Below are 18,787 nucleotides of genomic sequence, written 5' to 3' on the forward strand. Positions count from 1 at the left end.
TCAGCGCCGGCTTGCGCCGCCGCCTCGTGTCTGAAGCGCCGGCACCCGGCGGTCCCGCAGCAGCGCGCTCACGCACAACAACCCGATCATCGTCATTCCGAAGCTGACCAAACCGAGCACCACGGCGATGGCGACGTGCAGTGCCACGCCCACGAGGATCGCCCATCCCCGAATCCGGTCGCTCGCGAACGCGGACAACGCCAGCAGCGCTTCGGCCGCCATCGCGCCCCACGTCATCGCCGGAACGACGGCTTCGAGCAAGGCTGCCGTCGACGGCGTCGCACCGAAGTAGGGGTCTTGGAGAACGAAGTGCATCGCGTCGCCGTCACGCCACGCCGCCTCGATCAGCTTGGTCACCAACGTTTGCAAGTAGACCGAGACGACCAATGCGCGAACCAGGAGATGGCCGGCCGCGGCTGCACCGCGCCAGCGGGGCGCCATCGGTGCCGATGGCTTCGCCCAGTGCCACGTCCGATCGTCGCCGAGCAGGATCGGGATCAGCAGCAGGGTGGCCACCTTCACGATCTGCTCGCCGCCGTTGGGCGTCACCAGCACCGCGCCGAGACTGAACGCCACGTACCAGTGCGGAACGCACGTCCATCGAGGCCGGAAGCCGATGACCACCGAGGCCAGCACGACGATGGCCGGGTATCTCGCCGCTTCCTGCCATTCACTGCCGGGCCCCAGACACCACAGGGAGACGGCGGACAGGCCGCCGCAGCGTTCGTTGATCCCGGGAAACAGGTCGTGGTCGGAGGTGAGCACCAGGGTGAGCAACTCGCCCAGCGCAAGCAGTGACCGGCCCGTTCCGAGCGTCGGCGTCCTGGGCTCGAAATCGAGCAGGCCCTTCAGCACCTCAGGTCGACCGAAGCCACACGACGGATCTGCCGCGCTTCACCGGCTGACACGTGTTCGAGCGCCAGGAGGAAGTGTCCACAGGCCTGTGGTAGTTGGCTGGGAACCGGTGTGACGGGCGTCGATTCGAGCAGTCGTGCGCATGACAGGAGGTCGTCGGCGACGCAGTCCCGCCACGTGGCGGGCGGGATTTCCTGCGCAGTGGCGCGTAATCGCGCGTAGTCGCCGTAGATCGAACGGTTCAGCCCCCATTGGCGCTCGACCGCCGGCGGAAGCAACGACACGAGCGGTTCGCCCGGCAACCGGTACAGCACAATATATTCGCGATCACTCTCCCCGGTGTAGAAGTGCCACCGCATCGGCCACAGGAGTTCCGCGACGTCCTGACGGGCGCGGACCGCTTTGCCCACGACGCCTTCCGGCAGGTAGGTGACTGCCAGCGCCGCGACGAACACGAGCAGGGCAGCGGCGGTGAAGCCGAATCCGCGTCGTGCCGCTTCGTCGTCGGACCGCGTCACCTGATGGGAGGCGGGTCGCCGGCTTGGGTGAATTCGGTCGATCCGGTGTGAGGATCGACCGGGCCGGAGGCAGAGTCGGGCACCAGAAGTACCAGGACCAGCACTACCAGGAGTCCGAGCAGCCCGCCGAGCGCGCAGTAGACTTTCAACGCCCCTCCTCCCCGATGGTGCAGGTGAATAACAGACAAGCGTACGGAATTTACCGTGTCAATACGTCGCCACGGCGAGATTCACTCGGTAGAGATGCGGGCGGGAGTGGTCGATCGTGCGTTTCGCGGTGCTCGGGTCACTGGAACTGCGCTCCGCGAGCTCGGTGGCGCCCCTCGGCGGTGAACGCCAGCGCAAACTGCTCGCGGTACTGCTGCTCAACGCGAACTCGGTGGTAACCCACGACCGGCTGATCGACGAGCTGTGGCCGGAGCCGCCGTCCACCGCGCGGCGGCAGGTTGCCAACGCGGCATCCGGCGTCCGGCGGGTAGTCGGCGAGTGCCTGGTCACCACACCCCACGGCTACCTGGTTCGCGCCTCCGACGACGAGTTGGACTTGACGGTCTTCCGCACGCTGCTGCGCGACGCGGTGTCCCAGCCCCCGGACGTGGCGGCAAGGTTACTGGGCGACGCGCTGAAGCTGTGGCGTGGGCCGCTGCTCGACGGCCTCGACTCCCCGACGATCAACGCCGTCCGCAGCGGTCTGGCCGAACAGCGGCTGACCGCGGTGGAGCGCTACGCCGAGGCGGCAGCGGAGGTCCTCGACGCCGAGGTCGTCATCGGTGAGCTCGTCGCGTTGGTCGCGGAGTATCCGCTGCGGGAATCGCTGCGAGCGACCTTGACACGGGCCTTGCGCCGCGCCGGCAGGCACGCCGACGCGCTCGAGGTTTTCGAAGAGGGAAAGCGGCTGCTCGCCGAACAGCTGGGTGTCGACCCCGGCCCCGTGCTGCGCGCGGCACACGCCGAGGTCCTGCAGGCGGATCAAGCCCCGGACCCGGACCCGGTACCGCCGAGCGCAGTTCTGCCGCCGGAGAACGCGCACTTCGTTGGCCGTGACGCGATCATCGACCGGGTGTTGTCGCTCGTGCCGTCGGCCTCGCCCGGCCACGCGCGAGTGATCGTGCTGGAAGGCATGGGCGGCGTCGGCAAGACGTCGCTGGCCGTCCGGGTGGCCGCTCTTGTGCGTGACCGCTACCCGGACGGTGTCCGATTCCTGGATCTGCGCGGATTCACCGACGGGGAGGCCCCGACGCCGATCCAGGTCGCGCTCGAGACCCTGCTCTGGCAAAGCGGCGTGCCCGCGAACCGCGTCGCCGCAGACCCGGAGGCCAGGCTCGGGCAATGGCGCAAGGTTGCCGAGGGCAAGCGGCTGCTCTTGGTACTGGACAACGCCGCCAGCGCGGCGCAGGCCCGGCCTCTCCTGACCGGAGGTTCCGGTTCACTCGTGCTGGTCACCAGCAGGCGGCACCTCGTGGAACTGGCCGACGCCGTCCCGGTTCCCGTCGACGTGCTGGAACCGCGAGAGGCGGCCGAGCTCTTCCGCCGAGTCGCAGCCGACGGCCGGGCAGACGCGGAGCCGGAGGTGACCGAAGCCGTGGCGCGGCTCTGCGGCCACCTGCCGCTCGCCATCCGGATCGCGGCGGCCCGATTCCGTCGGCGCCCGGGATGGACGATGGCCCACCTGGCCGACCAGCTCAGCGACCGGCGAGGGCGCGAGCGCACGTTCTCCGTCGACGACAGCGGTGTGTCCGCCACGATCACCTTGTCCTACCGGGACCTGTCACCCCGGACGCAACGCGTGTTCCGGCTGCTCGGTGTCGTGCCAGGCCCGGACTTCGACTCCGGCGCCGTGGCGGCGATGGCTGCCGTGCCGGTGGCGGAGGCACAGGACGCCCTCGAGTCCCTGTTCGAGCGCAGCCTTGTGCTCGAGCGCGGACGGGACCGCTACGCCTGCCACGACCTGGTTCGCGACTACGTGCGGGCGAAGTCAGCCGATGAGGACACCGAAGCCGACCGTCGAGCGGCCTTCGGACGGTTGTCCGGCTACTACGCGCGGATGGCCAGGGCACAGTGTTCCGCCCTGGCCGCGGGACGGCCGATGCCCCACATCGAGCTCGACGAGACGGCGAGTCCGGTAACGGATCCCGCGACTCCTTTCGAGGCAGTCGCCCGCCTGCGCGCGGACTACGCCAACCTGGTCGCGGCGACCGAATACGCGAGTGAGCGCGGCTGGTGGGAGCACGCCTGGCCGCTGCCCTGCCTGCTCTTGCCCTACTTCATCTCGATCGGCCAGCGGACCGGTGTCGGCGCGCTGGCCGAACGGGCGGTGTCCGCCGCGCGTCACCTGCGGGACTCGCGCGCCGAAGCGTATGCCCTGCTCACCAGCGCCTTTGCCCTAGGCGAACAAGGACGTCACGATGAGGTGCGCGAGCTGATCGAGTCGGCGATCCGGCTCAGCAAGGCGAGCGGAGACCTCTCGCTCGCCGCGGTGGCACGCCGGGATCTGGGCGGATCGGCGCTGGAGGCAGGCAGGCTCGACGAGGCCGAGCAGCAGTTTCTCGAAGCCCGGAAGTTGGCCGCGGCCGCAGGTGACAAGGGGAGTGAAGTCGGCGCTACCGGAGATCTTGCGCTCACGCTGGCCCAGGCTGGACGCCACGGCGAGGCCCGGCTGCTGTTCGAGGCGGCTCTTCGGCACCACCGCAGCGAGAAGGCGACGGGCAGCGAGGCCGTCACCCTGATCAATCTGGGCTGGCTGCATCATCTGGACGGCGAGGACACCTTGGGGCTGGCGGCGTTGCAGCGAGCGTTGCCCCTGAGCCGCGTCTCCGGATACGTCCGGGCCGAGGTCACCGCGTTGGCGTGGCTGGCGGTCACCCACCGTCGGCTCGGCGATCTCGGGGAGGCGATCGCCGCCGGGTTGCAGGCGTGCGAAGCCGCCGGGAAGTCGGAGATGCAGGAATCCGAATGCGAGGCCCTCAATGGCCTCGGCGAGGCCTATGTGGCCGCGGGCAGGCTCGAGGACGCGGCGCCCGCCTTCGAACGCGCGGAGCGGATCGCTTCGACCGGTGACCTTCCGATGGCGCTGGCGCGGGCTTGGGAGGGGTTCGCGCACGTCGCGGCAGGCCGGGGCGACCACGAACGGGCGGCCCGCCTCTGGGAGCGTGCGCTGAACCTCTACCCGCGGACCACCCCGGACGCGGACCAGCCGCGGGCGCATCTCGCGGCGCCGGGTGACCCAGGTGTGCGTTGTTCTCGGTGCCAGACGCGGCCGGCCGAAGTTCGTCGGAGCGTCGACCAGCACTGACCGAGCCCCGGAGTCGGATGTCGAACGGATGTTGTTTCGATGAAGCCGGCTGGGAGGGTCGTCGTAGCAGCGTGTACCACGCTCACGGCACCGACCACGCGAGCGGAAATCGCCCGCCCAGACTCCCCTGGGGGGACCATGGTGACTCAGTTCATCCAAGAAAATTGAGCCCCCGTGATCGAAGGCGCGGGTTCGTCACCGGCCTGGCGGCCTGGTGCCCGGGGCGGGTGTAGGTCATGTCCGGCACCACGATCGCCGTGTCGCCGACCGTCCATTCACGACGGACAATGTGGCGGAGCTCCGCGATGGTCCGTGCCGCCGTCGAGGTCGGTCGAGATCGGCGGCGAGCCGAGGAACGCAGTGGTCAGGACTACGGCCAGATGTTCCCTGGAACGCACCTTGAGCCGGGCTGCCCCTTCGACGCCGAGGGCGCCGATAACTTCGCCGACCGCGGCCCACACCGTCTGGTGCGCGATCGCGACAACGTGGCTACCAGCGGGGTCTTTGTCCGTCATCGCTGCAGCATGCCACCCGAGATCGGCGGCGACCGCAGGGCGGACGCGGGCGTGCATGTTTGTCGAACTAGGGGCGATTTAAGGGCGATATTGCAGGTCGAACGAGGTCGATTGACATCGACCGAGAGCATGAGCGATTGCAAACATCCCAGCTAGATCGACTGACATCGACTCGAAACGACTCGAACCAATAATCCGGAGGGCTCTTGGTTCGAGTCCAAGCGGGGGAGCAAAAGCCCAGGCCAATGGCCTGGGCTTCTTTGTGTCCGGGCACCGAAACCCCAGACGGTCCAGAAACTGTCCAGATTCACGAGCCCGTCACCGGCGGCTCATCCCTAGCTCGGCTTCGGGTTTGCCGCGCTGCGTGACGTTGTCAGCTCGTCGCGTTCGGCGGTGGTGCGGGCCAGTTCTTGCTCGAGATGCTTCGCGTACTCGTCGGCGGACTTCCAGGCTTGCTCGGCGTTGTCCCTTGCCGACAGGGCGGCGGCGAGGTCGTGTTCCAGTTCGCCGAACAGGGACTCGCGGTAACGAGCGTGGCTGACGGGGACGGTGAAGTCCTTGTCACGCGGGTCGAAAGAGACGGCGATCAAGCCGTCCCCGCTGAAGGACTCGCCGACGCTGTGTTCGGCGATGATGTGGGCGCCGGCGTCGAGCAGGGAGTGCAGGGCCTTCTGGTGGGTGAGCGGGTCGCCGGAGATTGCGTGGTGGTGGGTCGACACGACCAGGAAACGCACGCGGCCGGCTTCGAGGTCACCTCGGGCGCGCTCGAGCAGCAGCGTCTCCGCGCCCTGGACGTCGGCCAGGACGAGGTCGACTCGGGCCAGATCGGCTTCGTGCATCAGGGAAGCTAGGTCGTGCTGGGCGACTGGGTAGGTCTGTCCGTCGCTTTCGGCTTTGAAGTCCAGGTGTCCGCCGGGTTCGCCGATTGCGGCCTGGACGAACCGGACGCGGTCCTGGTAGCCGTTGAGTACTGCGTTGCGGCGGCCGACGTCGAGGTACGCGGGGTCGGGCTCGAGCGCGACGACGCGGCCGGTCGGAAAGGCGTGGCAGAACCAGAGGCCGTAGTACGTCCAGAAGCTGCCGAACTCGATCATGGCCGGTGTGCCGCCGTCGCCGGCCAGGCGTTCGATGATCCGGTGGAAGACCAGCTCTTCCTGGGGTTCGTGATGGCCGCGCAGCGCGCGGATGATCTCGGTCATCCAGCCGCCGTAGTAGCCGCCTTCCTCGACGAGCAGGCCGTTGTGCATGACCTGGACCCGGCCGCCGTTGTGGTCGCGGGTCCGGCCGGCGTCCTCGACCTTGGCGATGTCGTCGGCGTCCGTGCAGCCGGCCGTGGCCAGCATCCGGCGGCCCAGCGCGGGATCGAACCCTGTGATGTCCGGAACCAGCCGCTCCACGAAACCTCCAAGAAAGTAACCGCGGATCGAACCTTAGATCTTGCCGGCCGGGTCGCCTCAGCGGCCTGGCGAGAAAGTTCTGCGTGGAGGTACACGGATCGTGCACCGCGGCAGTCTTCCTAGTGATGGCTGACTACGAGGACTTCGTCCGGGCGCACCTGCCGCGGCTGCTGCGCTACGCGACGATGCTGGCCGGGGAGCGGGAACAGGCCGCCGACCTGGTGCAGGACGTGCTGGTCAAGGTGTACCGGCGGTGGTCGCGGATCAGCGACGCCGAGCACCCCGACCGCTACGTCCTGCGGATGGTCACCAACGACTACCTGTCCTGGCGGCGCAGCCGGTCAGCGCGGCTGATCGCCGTGGGCGACCCGCCGGACGAGGCGCGGCCGGACGACTTCGCGTCGGACCACGCGGCGCGCGAGGACATGTGGCAGCGCCTCGCGCGGCTGCCCCGGCGGCAGCGCGCGGTGGTGGTGCTCCGGTACTACGAGCAGCTCGCCGACGCCGACATCGCGGACCTGCTCGGCTGCGCCCAGGCGACCGTGCGGGCCCACGCCCGCAAAGCCCTGACGACCCTGCGACACGGCCTGAGCACCGACCGGATGGCCCAGGCGAAGGAGAGCTGATGGACCTCGAGAACCTGATCAAGGACACCTTCACCGCCCACGAGCAGGACGCCCCCGACAGCGACCAGGTCCTGGCGGCCACGCGGCAGCGCCTCGACCGCGGGCGCGCCGTGGTGAGCCGTCCGCTCGCGGCCGGCGCCGGGGTGGTCCTGCTCGTCCTGGCCGCGGTTGCCGTCGTCGCGCTGAACCGGCCCTCGCACGACAACCAGGTCGCGACGGGCGCCAGCCCGAGCAGCGGTCCGGTCGCCGTCGAGGCGCCGGCCAAGGCGGGCGTCGCGGAGCTGGCCATGCCCTACTCGCTCGGCTGGCTGCCGCCGGGCAAGGTCGACTACCTCGCGCGCCGGATCAACATCGGTGGCAGCGCGGCGAACCCCGACAAGCCGGTGTACGGCGGCGAGTACATGCTGACCGTCACGTCCGGGCCCCAGGTCCTGTTCGTGGACGTGCAGGAAATGCGGATGATGCCGGTCAAGCAGGCCGCCTTCAAGTCCGGTCCGGGGCAGCCCGTCACCATCGGCGGGCGGGCCGGCGTGGAGAGCTCGCGCTCCGGCGGCCCGGGCGGCTACGAGGTGTACCTGACCCACCCCGACGGCGGCTCGCTGTACGTCAACGTGGCCGCGCAGCCGGGCAGCACGGCGTCGGCGCAGCAGCTGGCCGACGCGGGCCGCCGCGTCGCGGGGAGCGTCGCCTTCCCCGGCGCCACCACCGTCACCCCGGCGTTCGGCCTCGGCAAGCTGCCCGACGGCCTGCGGATGTGCGCGTTCGACGTCGAGCAGGACGGCCCGGGCGGTGTGCGCACGAACTACTCACTGGGCACGTGCAGCGTCCTGCCGCCGGTCCAGGTGCGCAGTGACGAGGCCGGCCAGGTGCGCGGCACCGCGGGGAAACCGGTCCAGGGACACGCGACCCGCTACCTGGACGAGAACGGTTACCGCACGCTCTGGATCCTCAAGGCGGTTCACGACGCGCCGATCGCCGTCGCGGGCTCCAGCGCGCAGGCGGAGCTGTACGCCATCGCCGAGCACCTCGTCCTGCCCCGCTGACGGCTTCACGCCACGTTCGGTCCGGTCGAGCCGCGGATGACGAGCTCGGGGCGGAAGAGCTGGGACTCGGGTGCTTCCCCTTCGACCCGGGCGCGGAGGTGGGTGAAAGCGGTCGCGGCCATCCGGGCGACCGGCTGGCGCACGGTCGTGAGCGGCGGCGCGGCCAGGTCGGCGAGCATGATGTCGTCGAAGCCGGTGACCGAGACGTCGGCGCCGACTTCGAGGCCGGCGTCGCGGATGCCTGCGCAGACTCCGAGCGCGCAGAGGTCGTTGATCGCGACGATCGCCGTCGGTGGTGTGGGTTCGGCCAGGAGCTCGGCGGCGGCCGCGCGGCCGAGGCCGGCCATGTCCGTGTCGCCGTAGGAGCGGCCGTCCCACACCGTGCTTTCCGACACGGCCTCGTCGAGTGCGGTGCGGAACCCGCGGAGGCGTTCGGTCCGGTTGACGCTGCCCAGCGACCCCGAGACGAACGCGAGCCGGCGGTGGCCCAGGCCGAGCAGGTGCCGGGTGGCCAGACCCGTGCCCATCGCGTTGTCCACCGCGATGTTCACCAGGCCCGGCGGGTCGTCGGCCTGCGCGGTGCGGTCGAAGGCGACCACCTGCATGCCGCGCTCGGTCAAGGGCGTCACGTGGGCTAGGGAGGGGAGCGCCGAGCAGAGCACCACACCCCGGACGCCGTCGTCCCACAGTTCCTCGAGGTAGGTGCGCTCGCGTTCGGGGTCGCGCTCGCTGTTGCACAGCAGGACGTGGTAACCCGCGGCCAGCGCGGCGCCTTCCAGGTGCCGGGCGAAAGTGCCCCAGAAGGGGTTCGCCACCGACGGGACGATCAGGCCGGCCACCTGGGTGCGCCCGGTGCGCAGCTGCCGGGCCGCGCGGTTCGGGCGGTACCCCAGCCGGGTGATCGCGTGCTCGATCCGGGTCCGGGTGCCGGCCTGCATGCGGCTCGTGCGGCCGTTGAGGTAGTTGGACACCGTGCTCGGCGAGACGCCGGCTTCCTCGGCCACCTGGTAGATCGTCACCACATCGTCAGTGTATCGATCTACCCGCAAACATACTGCTCTTGACGGTGATCAATTTCCGACTTAGCGTGTTTTCCGATCAACTTGGTAAATCGATGCACCACGTGATCGGGGGAACGATGAAGCTTCGAGCCATCCTGACGGGGTCGTGTGTGACGGCCGCGTGCCTGTCCGGGGTCGCCGGCGGAACGGCCGCCGCGGCGCAGTGCCAGTACCCCGCCCAGGTGCTGGACCTGGCGAACTGGAAGGAGACGCTGCCGATCGGGTCGGCCGGCAGCCCCACCGAAGTCAAGCAGCCCGCGCTGGCCACCTACGCGCGCTCGCCGTGGTTCACCACGACGCCGTCGTGTGACGGCGTCCAGTTCCGTGCCGCGGTCAACGGCGTGACGACGAGCGGGTCGAAGAACCCGCGGTCCGAGCTGCGCGAGATGACGAACAACGGGCGGGACAACGCCTCCTGGTCGTCGACGTCGGGCACGCACACGATGACGATCTCGCAGTCGATCACGAACCTGCCGGCCGGGCGGCCGTACGTCGTGGCCGGGCAGATCCACGACGCCGACGACGACGTGGCGGTGTTCCGGCTCGAAGGCAGCAAGCTGTACGTCACCAACGGGGACGACAGCCACTACCAGCTCGTCACGTCCGACTACGCGCTCGGCACGACGTTCGAGGCCAAGTTCGTCGTGGCCGGCGGCAAGATCCGGGCCTACTACAACGGCGTCCTGAAGGCGACCATCTCGAAGAAGTTCTCGGGCGCCTACTTCAAGGCCGGCGCCTACACCCAGGCGAACTGCGACACCACGTCTCCGTGTGACGACGGCAATTTCGGCCAGGTCGTGCTCCACCGCGTCACCGTCACCCACGAGAAGGCCGACGTCGCGACCGCGGGGAGCCAGGGCAGCTGCACCGCGCCGGACGGCCTGAAGCTGAAAGACCAGGACTACGAAGACGACCAGCTCCCGTGGCAGCGCAAGAACGGCGAGGAGGTCGTCGTCTACTTCGCCACCCAGGGCCTGCCCGCCGAGTACCTCGACGACGTGAAGCAGGGTGTCGCGTCGTGGGACCGCAGCCCGTGCGTCCAGCCGCGGCTCACCGAAACCTGCGCGACGGGGACGAACTGCGTCACGATCGGCCTCAAGGGCTCTGACAAGGATGACGACGACGGCAACTTCGACGCCGTGGAAAAGGGAAAGTTCACCGTCGGCGGTCACATCACGTACTACACCAAGCCGCTCGCCGAGGAAGGCCCCGTCGCCACGCTCAACGTCGTCAAGCACGAGATGGGCCACGCCATCGGCCTGCGCCACCGTGCGACCAAAGGTGTCCTGATGTACGCGGACACGAACCACACGACCGAACCGGACAACGTCGACTACGACAACCTGCTCGTCCTCTACGGCAGGCAATAAGGGTCAGAGGGTCGGCTTTCCCGGCTGGTAGAGCCACTTCTGGAAGAACGAGTCGAGGTTGCGGTCGGTCAGCCGCTCGACGAACTGGATGAACTGCCGCGTCGAGACGTTGCCGTACCGGTGGGTCGTCGGCCATTGCGTCAGGACCTTGAAGAACGCGCGGTCGCCGATCTTCAGGCGCAGGGCCTGCAGGGTCATCGCGCCGCGGTTGTAGACCAGGTCGTCGAAGATGCGGTCGCGGCCCGGGTCGGCGACCTGGCCGGTCCAGTCCTTCTCGTCGGCGTAGGTCTTCGCGAAGGTCTGCTGCACCGGGACGCCGTTGAACTTCTCCTGGTAGAGCCATTCCGAGTAGGTCGCGAAACCCTCGTTGAGCCAGATGTCCGCCCAGCGCACCGGGGTGAGGCTGTCGCCGAACCACTGGTGGCCCAGCTCGTGGGCGAGCAGGTCGCCGTCGACGTCGCTGGTGGTCTGGTCGTAGACCGGGCGGCTCTGGGTCTCGAGGGCGTAGTCGACGCCGACGTCGGCGAGGATGCCGCCGGTCGAGTCGAACGGGTACGGCCCGTACATCGAGGATTCCCACTTGATGATCTGCGCGGTGGTTTCGTTGAACACCTTGCCCTGACCGGGTTTGGTGGTGATCGACTTGCCGATCGCGGTGATGTTCGGCAGGCCGCCGGCCGCCACGCCGCGGGTGACGTCGTAGTTGCCGATCGCGAGCATGCTCAGCTCGCTGGACATCGGCCGGTTCATCGACCAGCGGAAGGTGGTCTGGTGATCGCGCGTGGTGGTGGGCCCGGGTTCGCCGTTGGCCAGCACGGTGAGCCCGGCCGGGACGGTGATGGTCTGGGTGTAGGTCGCCTTGTCGTTCGTCGTGTCGTTCACGGGGTAGTAGGTCGCCGCGCCGATCGGCTGGTTGAGCGCGACCGCGCCGTCCTTGGTGGTGACCCAGCCGGAGACGCCCAGCGCGGGGTCGTCGATCTTCTGCGGGACGCCCGCGTAGGTCACCGAGACGACGAAGGGGCTGCCCTTCCGCAGCCCGAACGGCGGGGTGATCACCAGCTCCTGGGCGCCGCTGCGGGTGAACGCGGCGTTCAGGCCGTTCACCGAGAGCCGGCTGATCTTCAGCGGTCCCTGGAAGTCCAGGTCGAAGCGCGAGAGGTCCTGCGTGGCCGTGGCGAGAATCGTCGTGGTCGCGTTGATGGCCTGGGTTTGGGGGTTGTACGCCAGCCGGATGTCGTAGTGGCCGACGTCGTAACCGCCGTTGCCCATGTCCGGGAAGTACGGATCGCCGGCGCCGGGCGCACCGGGGGAGAACCGCGACGCTGGGGCCGCCTCCGCCGCCGGGCCCGTCGCGGCCAGCAGACCGGCGGACAGCGCGCAGGAGATGATCACCAGGTGGACACGGCTACGGTGGGCGCCTCGCATGGGTCCTCCTCGGCAGTCATCGACGCTGAAGAGTAGGACCGAGGCGACAGGCGGATCAAGCGGCAGCGCCCGCTCACCCCAGCCGGGCCGCCCGCGTCAGCAGGTGACGCCGCTCGGGCTCGCTGGTCGTGCGCCGGGCCGCCTCCTGGTACCCCGCGCGGGCCGCGGTGGGGTCGCCCGCCATCTCGAGCAGGTGCGCTCGCACCGACACCAGGTGATGGGACGCCGAAATGCGCTCGTCCGCCGACAGGGCGTCCAGTACCGCCAGCCCGGCCGCCGGGCCGCGCACCATCGCCACGGCCACCGCCCGGTTGAGCGTCACGGTCGGGTTCGGGGCCACGCGCTCCAGAACCGTGTACAGCGCCAGGATCTGCGGCCAGTCGGTGACGTCCGCGGTGGGCGCCTCGTCGTGGACGGCGGCGATCGCGGCCTGCAGCTGGTACGGCCCGATCGGGCCCTTTGCCAGGGCCTCGGTCACCAGCGCCACGCCTTCGGTGACGGCTTCGGCGTCCCAGAGCGTCCGGTCCTGCTCGCTCAGCGGCACCAGCGACCCGTCCGGGGCCGTGCGGGCCCGGCGGCGGGCGTCGGTCAGCAGCAGGAGGCTCAGGAGCCCGGCCACCTCGCCGTCGCCGGGGACCAGGCGGTGCAGGTCGCGGGCCAGGCGGATGGCCTCGGCCGTCAGGTCGGCGCGCACCAGCCGTGTTCCCGAGGTGGCCGTGTACCCCTCGTTGAACACGAGGTAGACCACCTGGAGCACGACGGCGAGCCGGTCCGCCTGCTCGGCCGGCGGCGGCAGGGCGAAGACGGCTCCGGCGGCCTTGATGCGTTGCTTCGCACGGCTGATGCGTTGCGCCATGGTCGCTTCGGGCACGAGGAACGCCCTGGCGATCTCGGCGGTCGACAGGCCGCCGACGGCCCGCAGCGTCAACGCGATCTGCGACGGCGGTGTCAGCGCCGGGTGACAGCAGAGGAACAGCAGCGTGAGCGTGTCGTCGTCGGGGTACGGCTCGCCGCCGGCGGGCGGAGTGCCGAGGGCGTCGGCCTCCTCCCGCCGGCGACGGGCGACGTCGCTGCGCACCTGGTCGGCGAGCCGCCGCGACGCCACCGTCACCAGCCAGCTGCGGGGGTTTTCCGGCCACCCGTCGGCCGGCCACTGGGCCGCGGCCGCCGCCAGCGCCTCCTGGACGGCGTCCTCGCAGGCGTCGAACTGGCCGTAGCGGCGCACCAGCGTGCCGAGCACCTCCGGGACCAGCCGCCGGACGGCCCGCCACTCGGTCACGGCGCGACTTCGGCCTCGTGCATCAGCGGCCGGACCTCGACACCCCAGTGGCGCGCCGACGGGTTGCGCGCCGCGATCTCCAGGGCCCGGTCCAGGCTGTCGCAGTCGAGGATCGTGAAGCTGCCCAGGAACTCCTTGGCCTCGGCGTACGGGCCGTCGGTCACCGCCGGCGTCGCGCCGGAGACCCGGACCATCTTGGCGTTCACCTGGTCGGCCACCCCGTAGGCGCCGACCAGCTCACCCGACTCGAACAGCTCCTGGTTGAGGGCGTCGGTCTCGCGGATGAGCTCGGCGAGGGCCTCCGCGCCGATCGAGGTGAAGGCCTCTTCGTTGCCGTAGATCAGCAGCATGAACTTCACGGCTCGCTCCTCTCTCAGTGCGCCGGCCCGACCAGCTCGCCGCCCGCGCCACGATCGTCCAGCACCAGCTTCGCCCGTCCGGTGACGGTATAGCGGAGGTGGGTGACCCCGGGCGCGTCGACGACCCGCGTCGGGACCAGTTCGACACCGTCGTCCGCGCCGAGGCCGAGACCGGCGTCGAACAGGCGCTGGCCGTCGCCCAGCAGCACCGGGGCGACGTGCAGCTCGAGCTGGTCGAGCAGCCCGGCGGTCAGCACCTGGCGCAGCAGCTCGCCGCCGCCGGCCACCGCCACGTCCTTGTCACCGGCGGCGGCCCGGGCCAGCTCGATCGCCCGCGCGGGGCCGTCGGTGACGAAGGTGAAGGACGTGCCGCCCCGGCGTTCGAGCACCTCCCGCGGCCGGTGGGTGACCACGAACACCGGGGCGCGGAACGGCGGCTCGTCACCCCAGGGGACCTCACCGGCGTCGAACATGCGCCGGCCCATGACGTAGGCGCCGGCGGCGGCGAACGTCTCCGCGACGATGTCCGAATCGACCGACTGGGCGCCACCGGCGAAGCCCTGGCGCTCGCGCCAGGCCATGGCGTCGACGGCCCAGCGCGTGACGCGGAAGAAGCCGGGCGCTTCGGGGCCGCGCATCCAACCGCTCATGTCCTGGGGCTCGGCGGTGTCCCGCGGTCCGGTGTAGAAGCCGTCGAGGGACACCGACATCTGGGCGGTCACTCGGGTCATGGTTCCTGCTCCTCGGGGGGTACGGGGCGGCCCTGGTGGCCGCCCGTGCCCCTGAGTCGGAGCCGATCGTGGGTTCTCGACACGCGCCACGGGTTGGCTTTTCGGGAGAAAAACTCGACAGGTTTACCCGCTACTCAGCGGTAGAAACCTCGTTGGAGGAAAAGAAAAAACTTCGATCTACACCCAATCCGGTGAGGGTTGCCGCGCCGAAATCTGACTGACGGTGAAGTCCCCACTCGAAAGGGGGTGAGATGGATGGATACTTCCCTGACGGACACGACCCCGGCCGGGCCGCCGCTGATACTGCGGATGCTCGTGCTGGCCGGGGCGTTGTTCGGGTTCACCCTGCTGGCCATGGCCCTGTCCGGGACCGCGCACGCGGCCGAAGGCGGGTCGCCGGATCGGCCCGGGCTGCTCGATCGGGCCGGGAGCACCGTGCACGGCGTGCTCGATGGTCCGGCCCTCGGGCCGGTCACGGACACGGTGCACACGGTGTCGTCGCAGGTGGCGCCGGTCGCCAAGCCGGTGACGGACACTGTGAACGGTGTGTCGTCGCAGGTGGCGCCGGTCGCTAAGCCGGTGACAGACACCGTGCACGGCGTGTCGTCGCAGGTGGCGCCGGTGGCCAAGCCGGTCACGGGCACGGTGCACGGTGTGCTCGATGGTCCGGCCCTCGGGCCGGTAACCAACACCGTGTACGTGGTGTCGTCGCAGGTGGGAACGGTGATCGAGCCGGTGACGAACGGGCTGGCGCCCGTGGTTTCCGCGGTCACCCGTCCGGTGCTGGAAACAGCGGAACCCGTGCTTTCGGCCTTGCGGCCGGTGGTGCACGCGGTGTCGCCGGTCCTGCACGCCACGGCCCCGGTGACCGCACCGGTGGTGCGGGCGATCGGGGGCGAGCGGGCTGATCCGGTGGTGATCGGACAGCCGGTCACCCCGGCCGAACCGGTCGCCGGAAGCGCGGCGGTTCCCGTGCCGCGCGGTGCGGTCAGTGCCTCGCCGGTGGTGACCGTCCTGACGCGGGCTCACGAACCGCCGCGTGACCGGACGGCCGTGGCCGGCCAGGCCGATGCTGAGGCCGGTGTTGCCGGTCCCGCGTCCGGCTCCGGGGGCAGCGGGCTGCCCGCGAACCTCGCCGGCATGAGCGGTGCGATGTCGGTGAGCGGCGGGAGCGCGCACGGCGGCGAGTTCGCCGTGACCGCGTCCGGCTCGGTCATCCCGGGCACGGACCGGACCTGGCGGGCTCCGCCGGGCGGCCGGGCGTCGCCGTACTGGCTGGTCTTCTACGGAAACGACCATCCGAGCTGATTTTCCCCTTCCATCCCAAAAATCCATAAAGGACACAGGGCACGGAAAGGGAAGTTCATGCACAAGTACGTACGACGCGGCCTGACCGCCGCGTTCATCTCCGGCGGGTTCGTCCTGCTGGGCAGCGCGGTGGCCAGTGCGGACACCGGTAACTCGGGCCCGCTCGGCGGGCTCGGGAACACCCTGCACTCGGTCGTCTCCGGAACCGCCACCGGCGGCAACGGCGGCGACTCCGGTTCCGGCGGGAACGCCACCAGCGGCAACAACGCTGTCAGCGGGAACTCCGGAAACTCGGGCAACTCCGGTTCGACCGGCGGGAACAGCGCCTACGGCGTCTGCGTCCTGGCGAAGTGCAGCACCTCGGTGTCCTCGGGCAACTCCGGGAACACGGGCGCGACCGGCTCGACCGGGAACGCCTCGAACACCAGCAGCACCACCGGTGGCAACTCCGGGAACGCCGGCCACGGCGGCTCCGGAACGTCGGCGGCGGCCGGGAAGAACACCGCGGACTCGCGGGGCGCCCGCGGCGGCCTGACCGGTGTCCTCGGCTCGGTGACGGGCACCGCCAAGGGCGGCAACGGTGGCAACTCCGGCGACGCCGGGAACGCCACCAGCTCCAACTCGGCGGTCTCGGGGAACTCGGGCAACTCCGGGAACTCCGGCTCCACCGGCGGGAACAGCGCCTACGGCCTGTGCCTGCTGGCGCAGTGCTCCACCACGGTGTCCTCGGGCAACTCCGGGAACACCGGCGCCACCGGGTCGACCGGCGACGCGACCAACACCAGCAGCACCACCGGCGGGAACTCCGGCTCGGCGGGCAACGGCGGCGACGCCACGGTTGTCAGCGAAGGCCGGAACTCCGCCACGAACAATGGTGGGCACGGCTGGGGCTGGAACCGGCACGAGCAGGGCGGCACCACGGGCGTCCTGGGTCTGGTGACCGGCACCGCCAAGGGCGGCAACGGTGGCAACTCCGGCGACGCCGGGAACGCCACCAGCCACAACAACGCGGTGACCGGGAACTCCGGCAACTCGGGTGACTCCGGTTCGACCGGTGGCAACTCCGCCATCGTGTGGACGCTCGGCGGCCAGAACAACGGCCGCGGGAACCACGGTTGTGGCTGCTACCACGGTGGCGGCTGGAACAACGGCAGTGGCACGAAGTCGGCCACCACGGTGACTTCGGGCAACTCGGGTGACACCGGTGCCACCGGCTGGACCGGTGACGCGACCAACACCAGCACGACCACCGGCGGGAACTCCGGCTCGGCGGGCAACGGCGGCGACGCCACGGTTGTCAGCACCGGCCACAACTCCGCCACGAACAGCGGTGGGCACAGCTGGAAGCGTCACGAGCAGGGCGGCACCACGGGCGTCCTGGGTGTCGTGACCGGCACCGCCAAGGGCGGCAACGGTGGCAACTCCGGCGACGCCGGAAACGCCACCAGCCACAACAACGCGGTGACGGGCAAGTCCGGCAACTCGGGCGACTCGGGCTCGACCGGCGGCAACACCGCCGTCACGTCGACCCGCGGGCACGAGCAGCAGGGCCGCCACCACGGTGGCTGGAAGCACGAGAACGGCACGACGTCGCACACCGCGGTGACTTCGGGCCACTCGGGTGACACCGGCGCCACCGGTTCGACCGGCGACGCCTGGAACACCAGCAGCACGACCGGCGGGAACTCCGGCTGGGCGGGCAACGGCGGCAACGCCGACGTCCTCACCTCCGGCTGGAACACCGTCGCGCACACCCCGCACACCGTCTGACGGAGAGCGGGTTCAGCAGTACAGGGAGCGGGGCACCGGGATCATCCCGGTGCCCCGCTTTCGTTTCCGGGCCACGACCGGTCAGCCGCTGACGTGCGCCGTGTTGTCCAGCCAGTGCCGCACGAGACCGGCGTCGCCCTCGACGGTGACGCCCTCGGTGGGCGGGAGGCGCCGGGTCAACGTCAGCAGCAGGGACCGTGCCGGGCCGGTCACCGTGACGTCGGCCGGGCCGGTGGTGGGCTGCCACGTCGCCCCGTCGCGCCACTGCAGGGACTGGCCGGTGCCGCGGATCGCGTGGGCGGACGCCGGCCGTTGCAGCTCCCACGTGGGGGAGGTGAGCATCGCGAAGTGGTTGCCGATGAGCGCCGCCGCGATGTCGGCGTCGACGTCGGCCGGGCGGTTCGCCGCGGCGGCCGCGTCGAAGCCGTGGACGACCGCCTCGTTGAGCATGCCGGACAGCCAGAACGCGCCCCGGTCCGCCCGTCCGCCGCGGGGTTGAACACCGGCGCGTCGAGCGCGTCGGCGGTGAACGCGTCCGCGGCCCGTCGCGCGGACCCGGCCAGCCACGCCGGCCACTCGCCGCTCGATCATCTCCGCGACCCAGTGCTGGGTCTGGCCCACGTGCTCGACCAGGGCGGTGACGGTCCACTCCGGAGCCGTCGGGACCGCGGCGTCCGGCCCGGCCGCCGCGGCCGACTCCGCCAGCCGGCGGGTGTGCTCGACGATCGCCCGCCGGGCCCGGTCCGCGTTCGGTTCGGTCATCGGGGGTCCTTCCTCGGGGGTGTGCGGTCAGGAATTAACGCTATTGAACCGAGACTGCGCAAGGGGGCCGGGCCCGTTCTTCGCGAGCTATCGTTCGGGCATGGAACCGCCGCGAATAAGACTGGCCGGTCTCGGCTACGACGACAAGCTGGAGATCGAAGAACAGATCGCCGAAGCGGGCGGGGGCGACGTCGAGTTCGAAGAGGCGGCCGTTCCCGACGGCTCGTCCGGGGAACCGGTCACCCTCGCCGTCATCGTCGGAGGGTTGGCGATTAAAGGGCTGATCACCTATTTGGTCCTTCGCAACCGGCCGGACCGTTTCCGGGAGAAGGTCGAAATCGTCTACCCGGACGGGACGCGGGTCGTGCGTGCGGTCGACATTTCCCTTTCGAAGGACCGGCCGGCCTCCGAGCAGGTGCTGGGCGAGCTCGGCAAGCTGGCCGAGGTCCCGGTCGCGGACCTCATCGGCTAGGCCG

The 18,787-nt window shown here is 70.3% G+C and carries 17 protein-coding genes; 7 read left to right on the top strand and 10 right to left on the bottom strand.

Features of this window, described 5'->3' with window-relative positions; genetic code table 11:
* Complete coding sequence (locus ACZ63J_RS38995) at positions 1–855, bottom strand: hypothetical protein (RefSeq protein ID WP_465407690.1); 855 nt, start codon at positions 853–855, stop codon at positions 1–3.
* Positions 849–1,373, bottom strand: coding sequence for a hypothetical protein (locus tag ACZ63J_RS39000; RefSeq protein ID WP_465407692.1), 525 nt, complete (start codon positions 1,371–1,373; stop codon positions 849–851). Before ACZ63J_RS39000 ends, ACZ63J_RS38995 begins: the two co-directional genes overlap by 7 nt.
* A gap of 265 nt (positions 1,374–1,638) precedes the next feature.
* Between ACZ63J_RS39000 and ACZ63J_RS39005 the strand changes: the two genes are divergently transcribed.
* Positions 1,639–4,665, top strand: coding sequence for an AfsR/SARP family transcriptional regulator (locus tag ACZ63J_RS39005; protein ID WP_465407694.1), 3,027 nt, complete (start codon positions 1,639–1,641; stop codon positions 4,663–4,665).
* Between the two features lie 275 nt (positions 4,666–4,940).
* Here the strand turns inward: ACZ63J_RS39005 and ACZ63J_RS39010 are convergent, their stop codons facing one another.
* Complete coding sequence (locus ACZ63J_RS39010; RefSeq protein WP_465407696.1) at positions 4,941–5,180, bottom strand: hypothetical protein; 240 nt, start codon at positions 5,178–5,180, stop codon at positions 4,941–4,943.
* A 335-nt stretch (positions 5,181–5,515) separates the two neighbouring features.
* Positions 5,516–6,577 carry an FkbM family methyltransferase gene (locus tag ACZ63J_RS39015; RefSeq protein ID WP_465407698.1) on the bottom strand — a complete coding sequence of 354 codons (1,062 nt, stop codon included), beginning with the start codon at positions 6,575–6,577 and terminating at the stop codon, positions 5,516–5,518.
* A gap of 125 nt (positions 6,578–6,702) precedes the next feature.
* Here ACZ63J_RS39015 and ACZ63J_RS39020 point away from each other — a divergent pair, with 125 nt between their 5' ends.
* The gene (locus ACZ63J_RS39020; protein WP_465334958.1) at positions 6,703–7,203 is read left to right on the top strand and encodes a SigE family RNA polymerase sigma factor; all 501 of its coding nucleotides are present in this window, start codon (positions 6,703–6,705) and stop codon (positions 7,201–7,203) included.
* The gene (locus ACZ63J_RS39025) at positions 7,203–8,246 is read left to right on the top strand and encodes a hypothetical protein (RefSeq protein ID WP_465407700.1); all 1,044 of its coding nucleotides are present in this window, start codon (positions 7,203–7,205) and stop codon (positions 8,244–8,246) included. The genes ACZ63J_RS39020 and ACZ63J_RS39025 overlap by 1 nt, the downstream gene beginning before the upstream one ends.
* Positions 8,247–8,251: 5 nt before the next feature.
* Here ACZ63J_RS39025 and ACZ63J_RS39030 read toward each other — a convergent pair whose 3' ends face one another.
* Positions 8,252–9,265, bottom strand: a complete 1,014-nt coding sequence (locus tag ACZ63J_RS39030) for a LacI family DNA-binding transcriptional regulator (RefSeq protein ID WP_465407702.1) — start codon at positions 9,263–9,265, stop codon at positions 8,252–8,254.
* 119 nt (positions 9,266–9,384) lie between these two features.
* On the opposite strand from ACZ63J_RS39030, the gene ACZ63J_RS39035 reads away from it, so the two are divergent.
* Positions 9,385–10,677 (top strand): polysaccharide lyase family 7 protein, encoded by a 1,293-nt coding sequence (locus ACZ63J_RS39035; protein ID WP_465407704.1) that lies wholly within the window; start codon positions 9,385–9,387, stop codon positions 10,675–10,677.
* Between the two features lie 3 nt (positions 10,678–10,680).
* On the opposite strand, the gene ACZ63J_RS39040 is transcribed toward ACZ63J_RS39035, so the two are convergent.
* The 4 genes from ACZ63J_RS39040 to ACZ63J_RS39055 all read right to left on the bottom strand — a co-directional run bounded on the left by ACZ63J_RS39040 (position 10,681) and on the right by ACZ63J_RS39055 (position 14,471).
* A complete protein-coding gene (locus ACZ63J_RS39040; RefSeq protein WP_465407706.1) occupies positions 10,681–12,102 on the bottom strand; it encodes a M1 family metallopeptidase in 1,422 nt (473 codons plus the stop codon).
* A gap of 73 nt (positions 12,103–12,175) precedes the next feature.
* Positions 12,176–13,381, bottom strand: a complete 1,206-nt coding sequence (locus ACZ63J_RS39045; RefSeq protein WP_465407708.1) for an RNA polymerase sigma factor — start codon at positions 13,379–13,381, stop codon at positions 12,176–12,178.
* Positions 13,378–13,731 (bottom strand): YciI family protein, encoded by a 354-nt coding sequence (locus ACZ63J_RS39050; RefSeq protein WP_465310207.1) that lies wholly within the window; start codon positions 13,729–13,731, stop codon positions 13,378–13,380. Before ACZ63J_RS39050 ends, ACZ63J_RS39045 begins: the two co-directional genes overlap by 4 nt.
* Before the next feature lie 23 nt (positions 13,732–13,754).
* Positions 13,755–14,471, bottom strand: a complete 717-nt coding sequence (locus tag ACZ63J_RS39055) for a dihydrofolate reductase family protein (protein WP_465407711.1) — start codon at positions 14,469–14,471, stop codon at positions 13,755–13,757.
* A gap of 255 nt (positions 14,472–14,726) precedes the next feature.
* Between ACZ63J_RS39055 and ACZ63J_RS39060 the strand changes: the two genes are divergently transcribed.
* Positions 14,727–15,779, top strand: coding sequence for a hypothetical protein (locus ACZ63J_RS39060; RefSeq protein WP_465407713.1), 1,053 nt, complete (start codon positions 14,727–14,729; stop codon positions 15,777–15,779).
* Positions 15,780–15,836: 57 nt separating this feature from the next.
* Positions 15,837–17,549 carry a beta strand repeat-containing protein gene (locus ACZ63J_RS39065; protein ID WP_465407715.1) on the top strand — a complete coding sequence of 571 codons (1,713 nt, stop codon included), beginning with the start codon at positions 15,837–15,839 and terminating at the stop codon, positions 17,547–17,549.
* Between the two features lie 81 nt (positions 17,550–17,630).
* On the opposite strand, the gene ACZ63J_RS39070 is transcribed toward ACZ63J_RS39065, so the two are convergent.
* The gene (locus ACZ63J_RS39070) at positions 17,631–18,311 is read right to left on the bottom strand and encodes a maleylpyruvate isomerase family mycothiol-dependent enzyme (RefSeq protein WP_465407717.1); all 681 of its coding nucleotides are present in this window, start codon (positions 18,309–18,311) and stop codon (positions 17,631–17,633) included.
* Between the two features lie 100 nt (positions 18,312–18,411).
* On the opposite strand from ACZ63J_RS39070, the gene ACZ63J_RS39075 reads away from it, so the two are divergent.
* Positions 18,412–18,783 (top strand): hypothetical protein, encoded by a 372-nt coding sequence (locus tag ACZ63J_RS39075; RefSeq protein WP_465309623.1) that lies wholly within the window; start codon positions 18,412–18,414, stop codon positions 18,781–18,783.
* Positions 18,784–18,787 lie beyond the last annotated feature (4 nt).

Source organism: Amycolatopsis sp. NPDC104863 (assembly GCF_055582965.1).

Excerpts from the sequence above, each read along its gene's own strand:
- ACZ63J_RS39010 (WP_465407696.1), bottom strand. The coding sequence starts at position 5,180 with ATGACGGACAAAGACCCCGCTGGTAGCCACGTTGTCGCGATCGCGCAC.
- ACZ63J_RS39020 (WP_465334958.1), top strand. The coding sequence starts at position 6,703 with ATGGCTGACTACGAGGACTTCGTCCGGGCGCACCTGCCGCGGCTGCTG.
- ACZ63J_RS39025 (WP_465407700.1), top strand. The coding sequence starts at position 7,203 with ATGGACCTCGAGAACCTGATCAAGGACACCTTCACCGCCCACGAGCAG.
- ACZ63J_RS39035 (WP_465407704.1), top strand. The coding sequence starts at position 9,385 with ATGAAGCTTCGAGCCATCCTGACGGGGTCGTGTGTGACGGCCGCGTGC.
- ACZ63J_RS39040 (WP_465407706.1), bottom strand. The coding sequence starts at position 12,102 with ATGCGAGGCGCCCACCGTAGCCGTGTCCACCTGGTGATCATCTCCTGC.
- ACZ63J_RS39050 (WP_465310207.1), bottom strand. The coding sequence starts at position 13,731 with ATGCTGCTGATCTACGGCAACGAAGAGGCCTTCACCTCGATCGGCGCG.
- ACZ63J_RS39055 (WP_465407711.1), bottom strand. The coding sequence starts at position 14,471 with ATGACCCGAGTGACCGCCCAGATGTCGGTGTCCCTCGACGGCTTCTAC.
- ACZ63J_RS39060 (WP_465407713.1), top strand. The coding sequence starts at position 14,727 with ATGGATACTTCCCTGACGGACACGACCCCGGCCGGGCCGCCGCTGATA.
- ACZ63J_RS39065 (WP_465407715.1), top strand. The coding sequence starts at position 15,837 with ATGCACAAGTACGTACGACGCGGCCTGACCGCCGCGTTCATCTCCGGC.
- ACZ63J_RS39070 (WP_465407717.1), bottom strand. The coding sequence starts at position 18,311 with ATGACCGAACCGAACGCGGACCGGGCCCGGCGGGCGATCGTCGAGCAC.
- ACZ63J_RS39075 (WP_465309623.1), top strand. The coding sequence starts at position 18,412 with ATGGAACCGCCGCGAATAAGACTGGCCGGTCTCGGCTACGACGACAAG.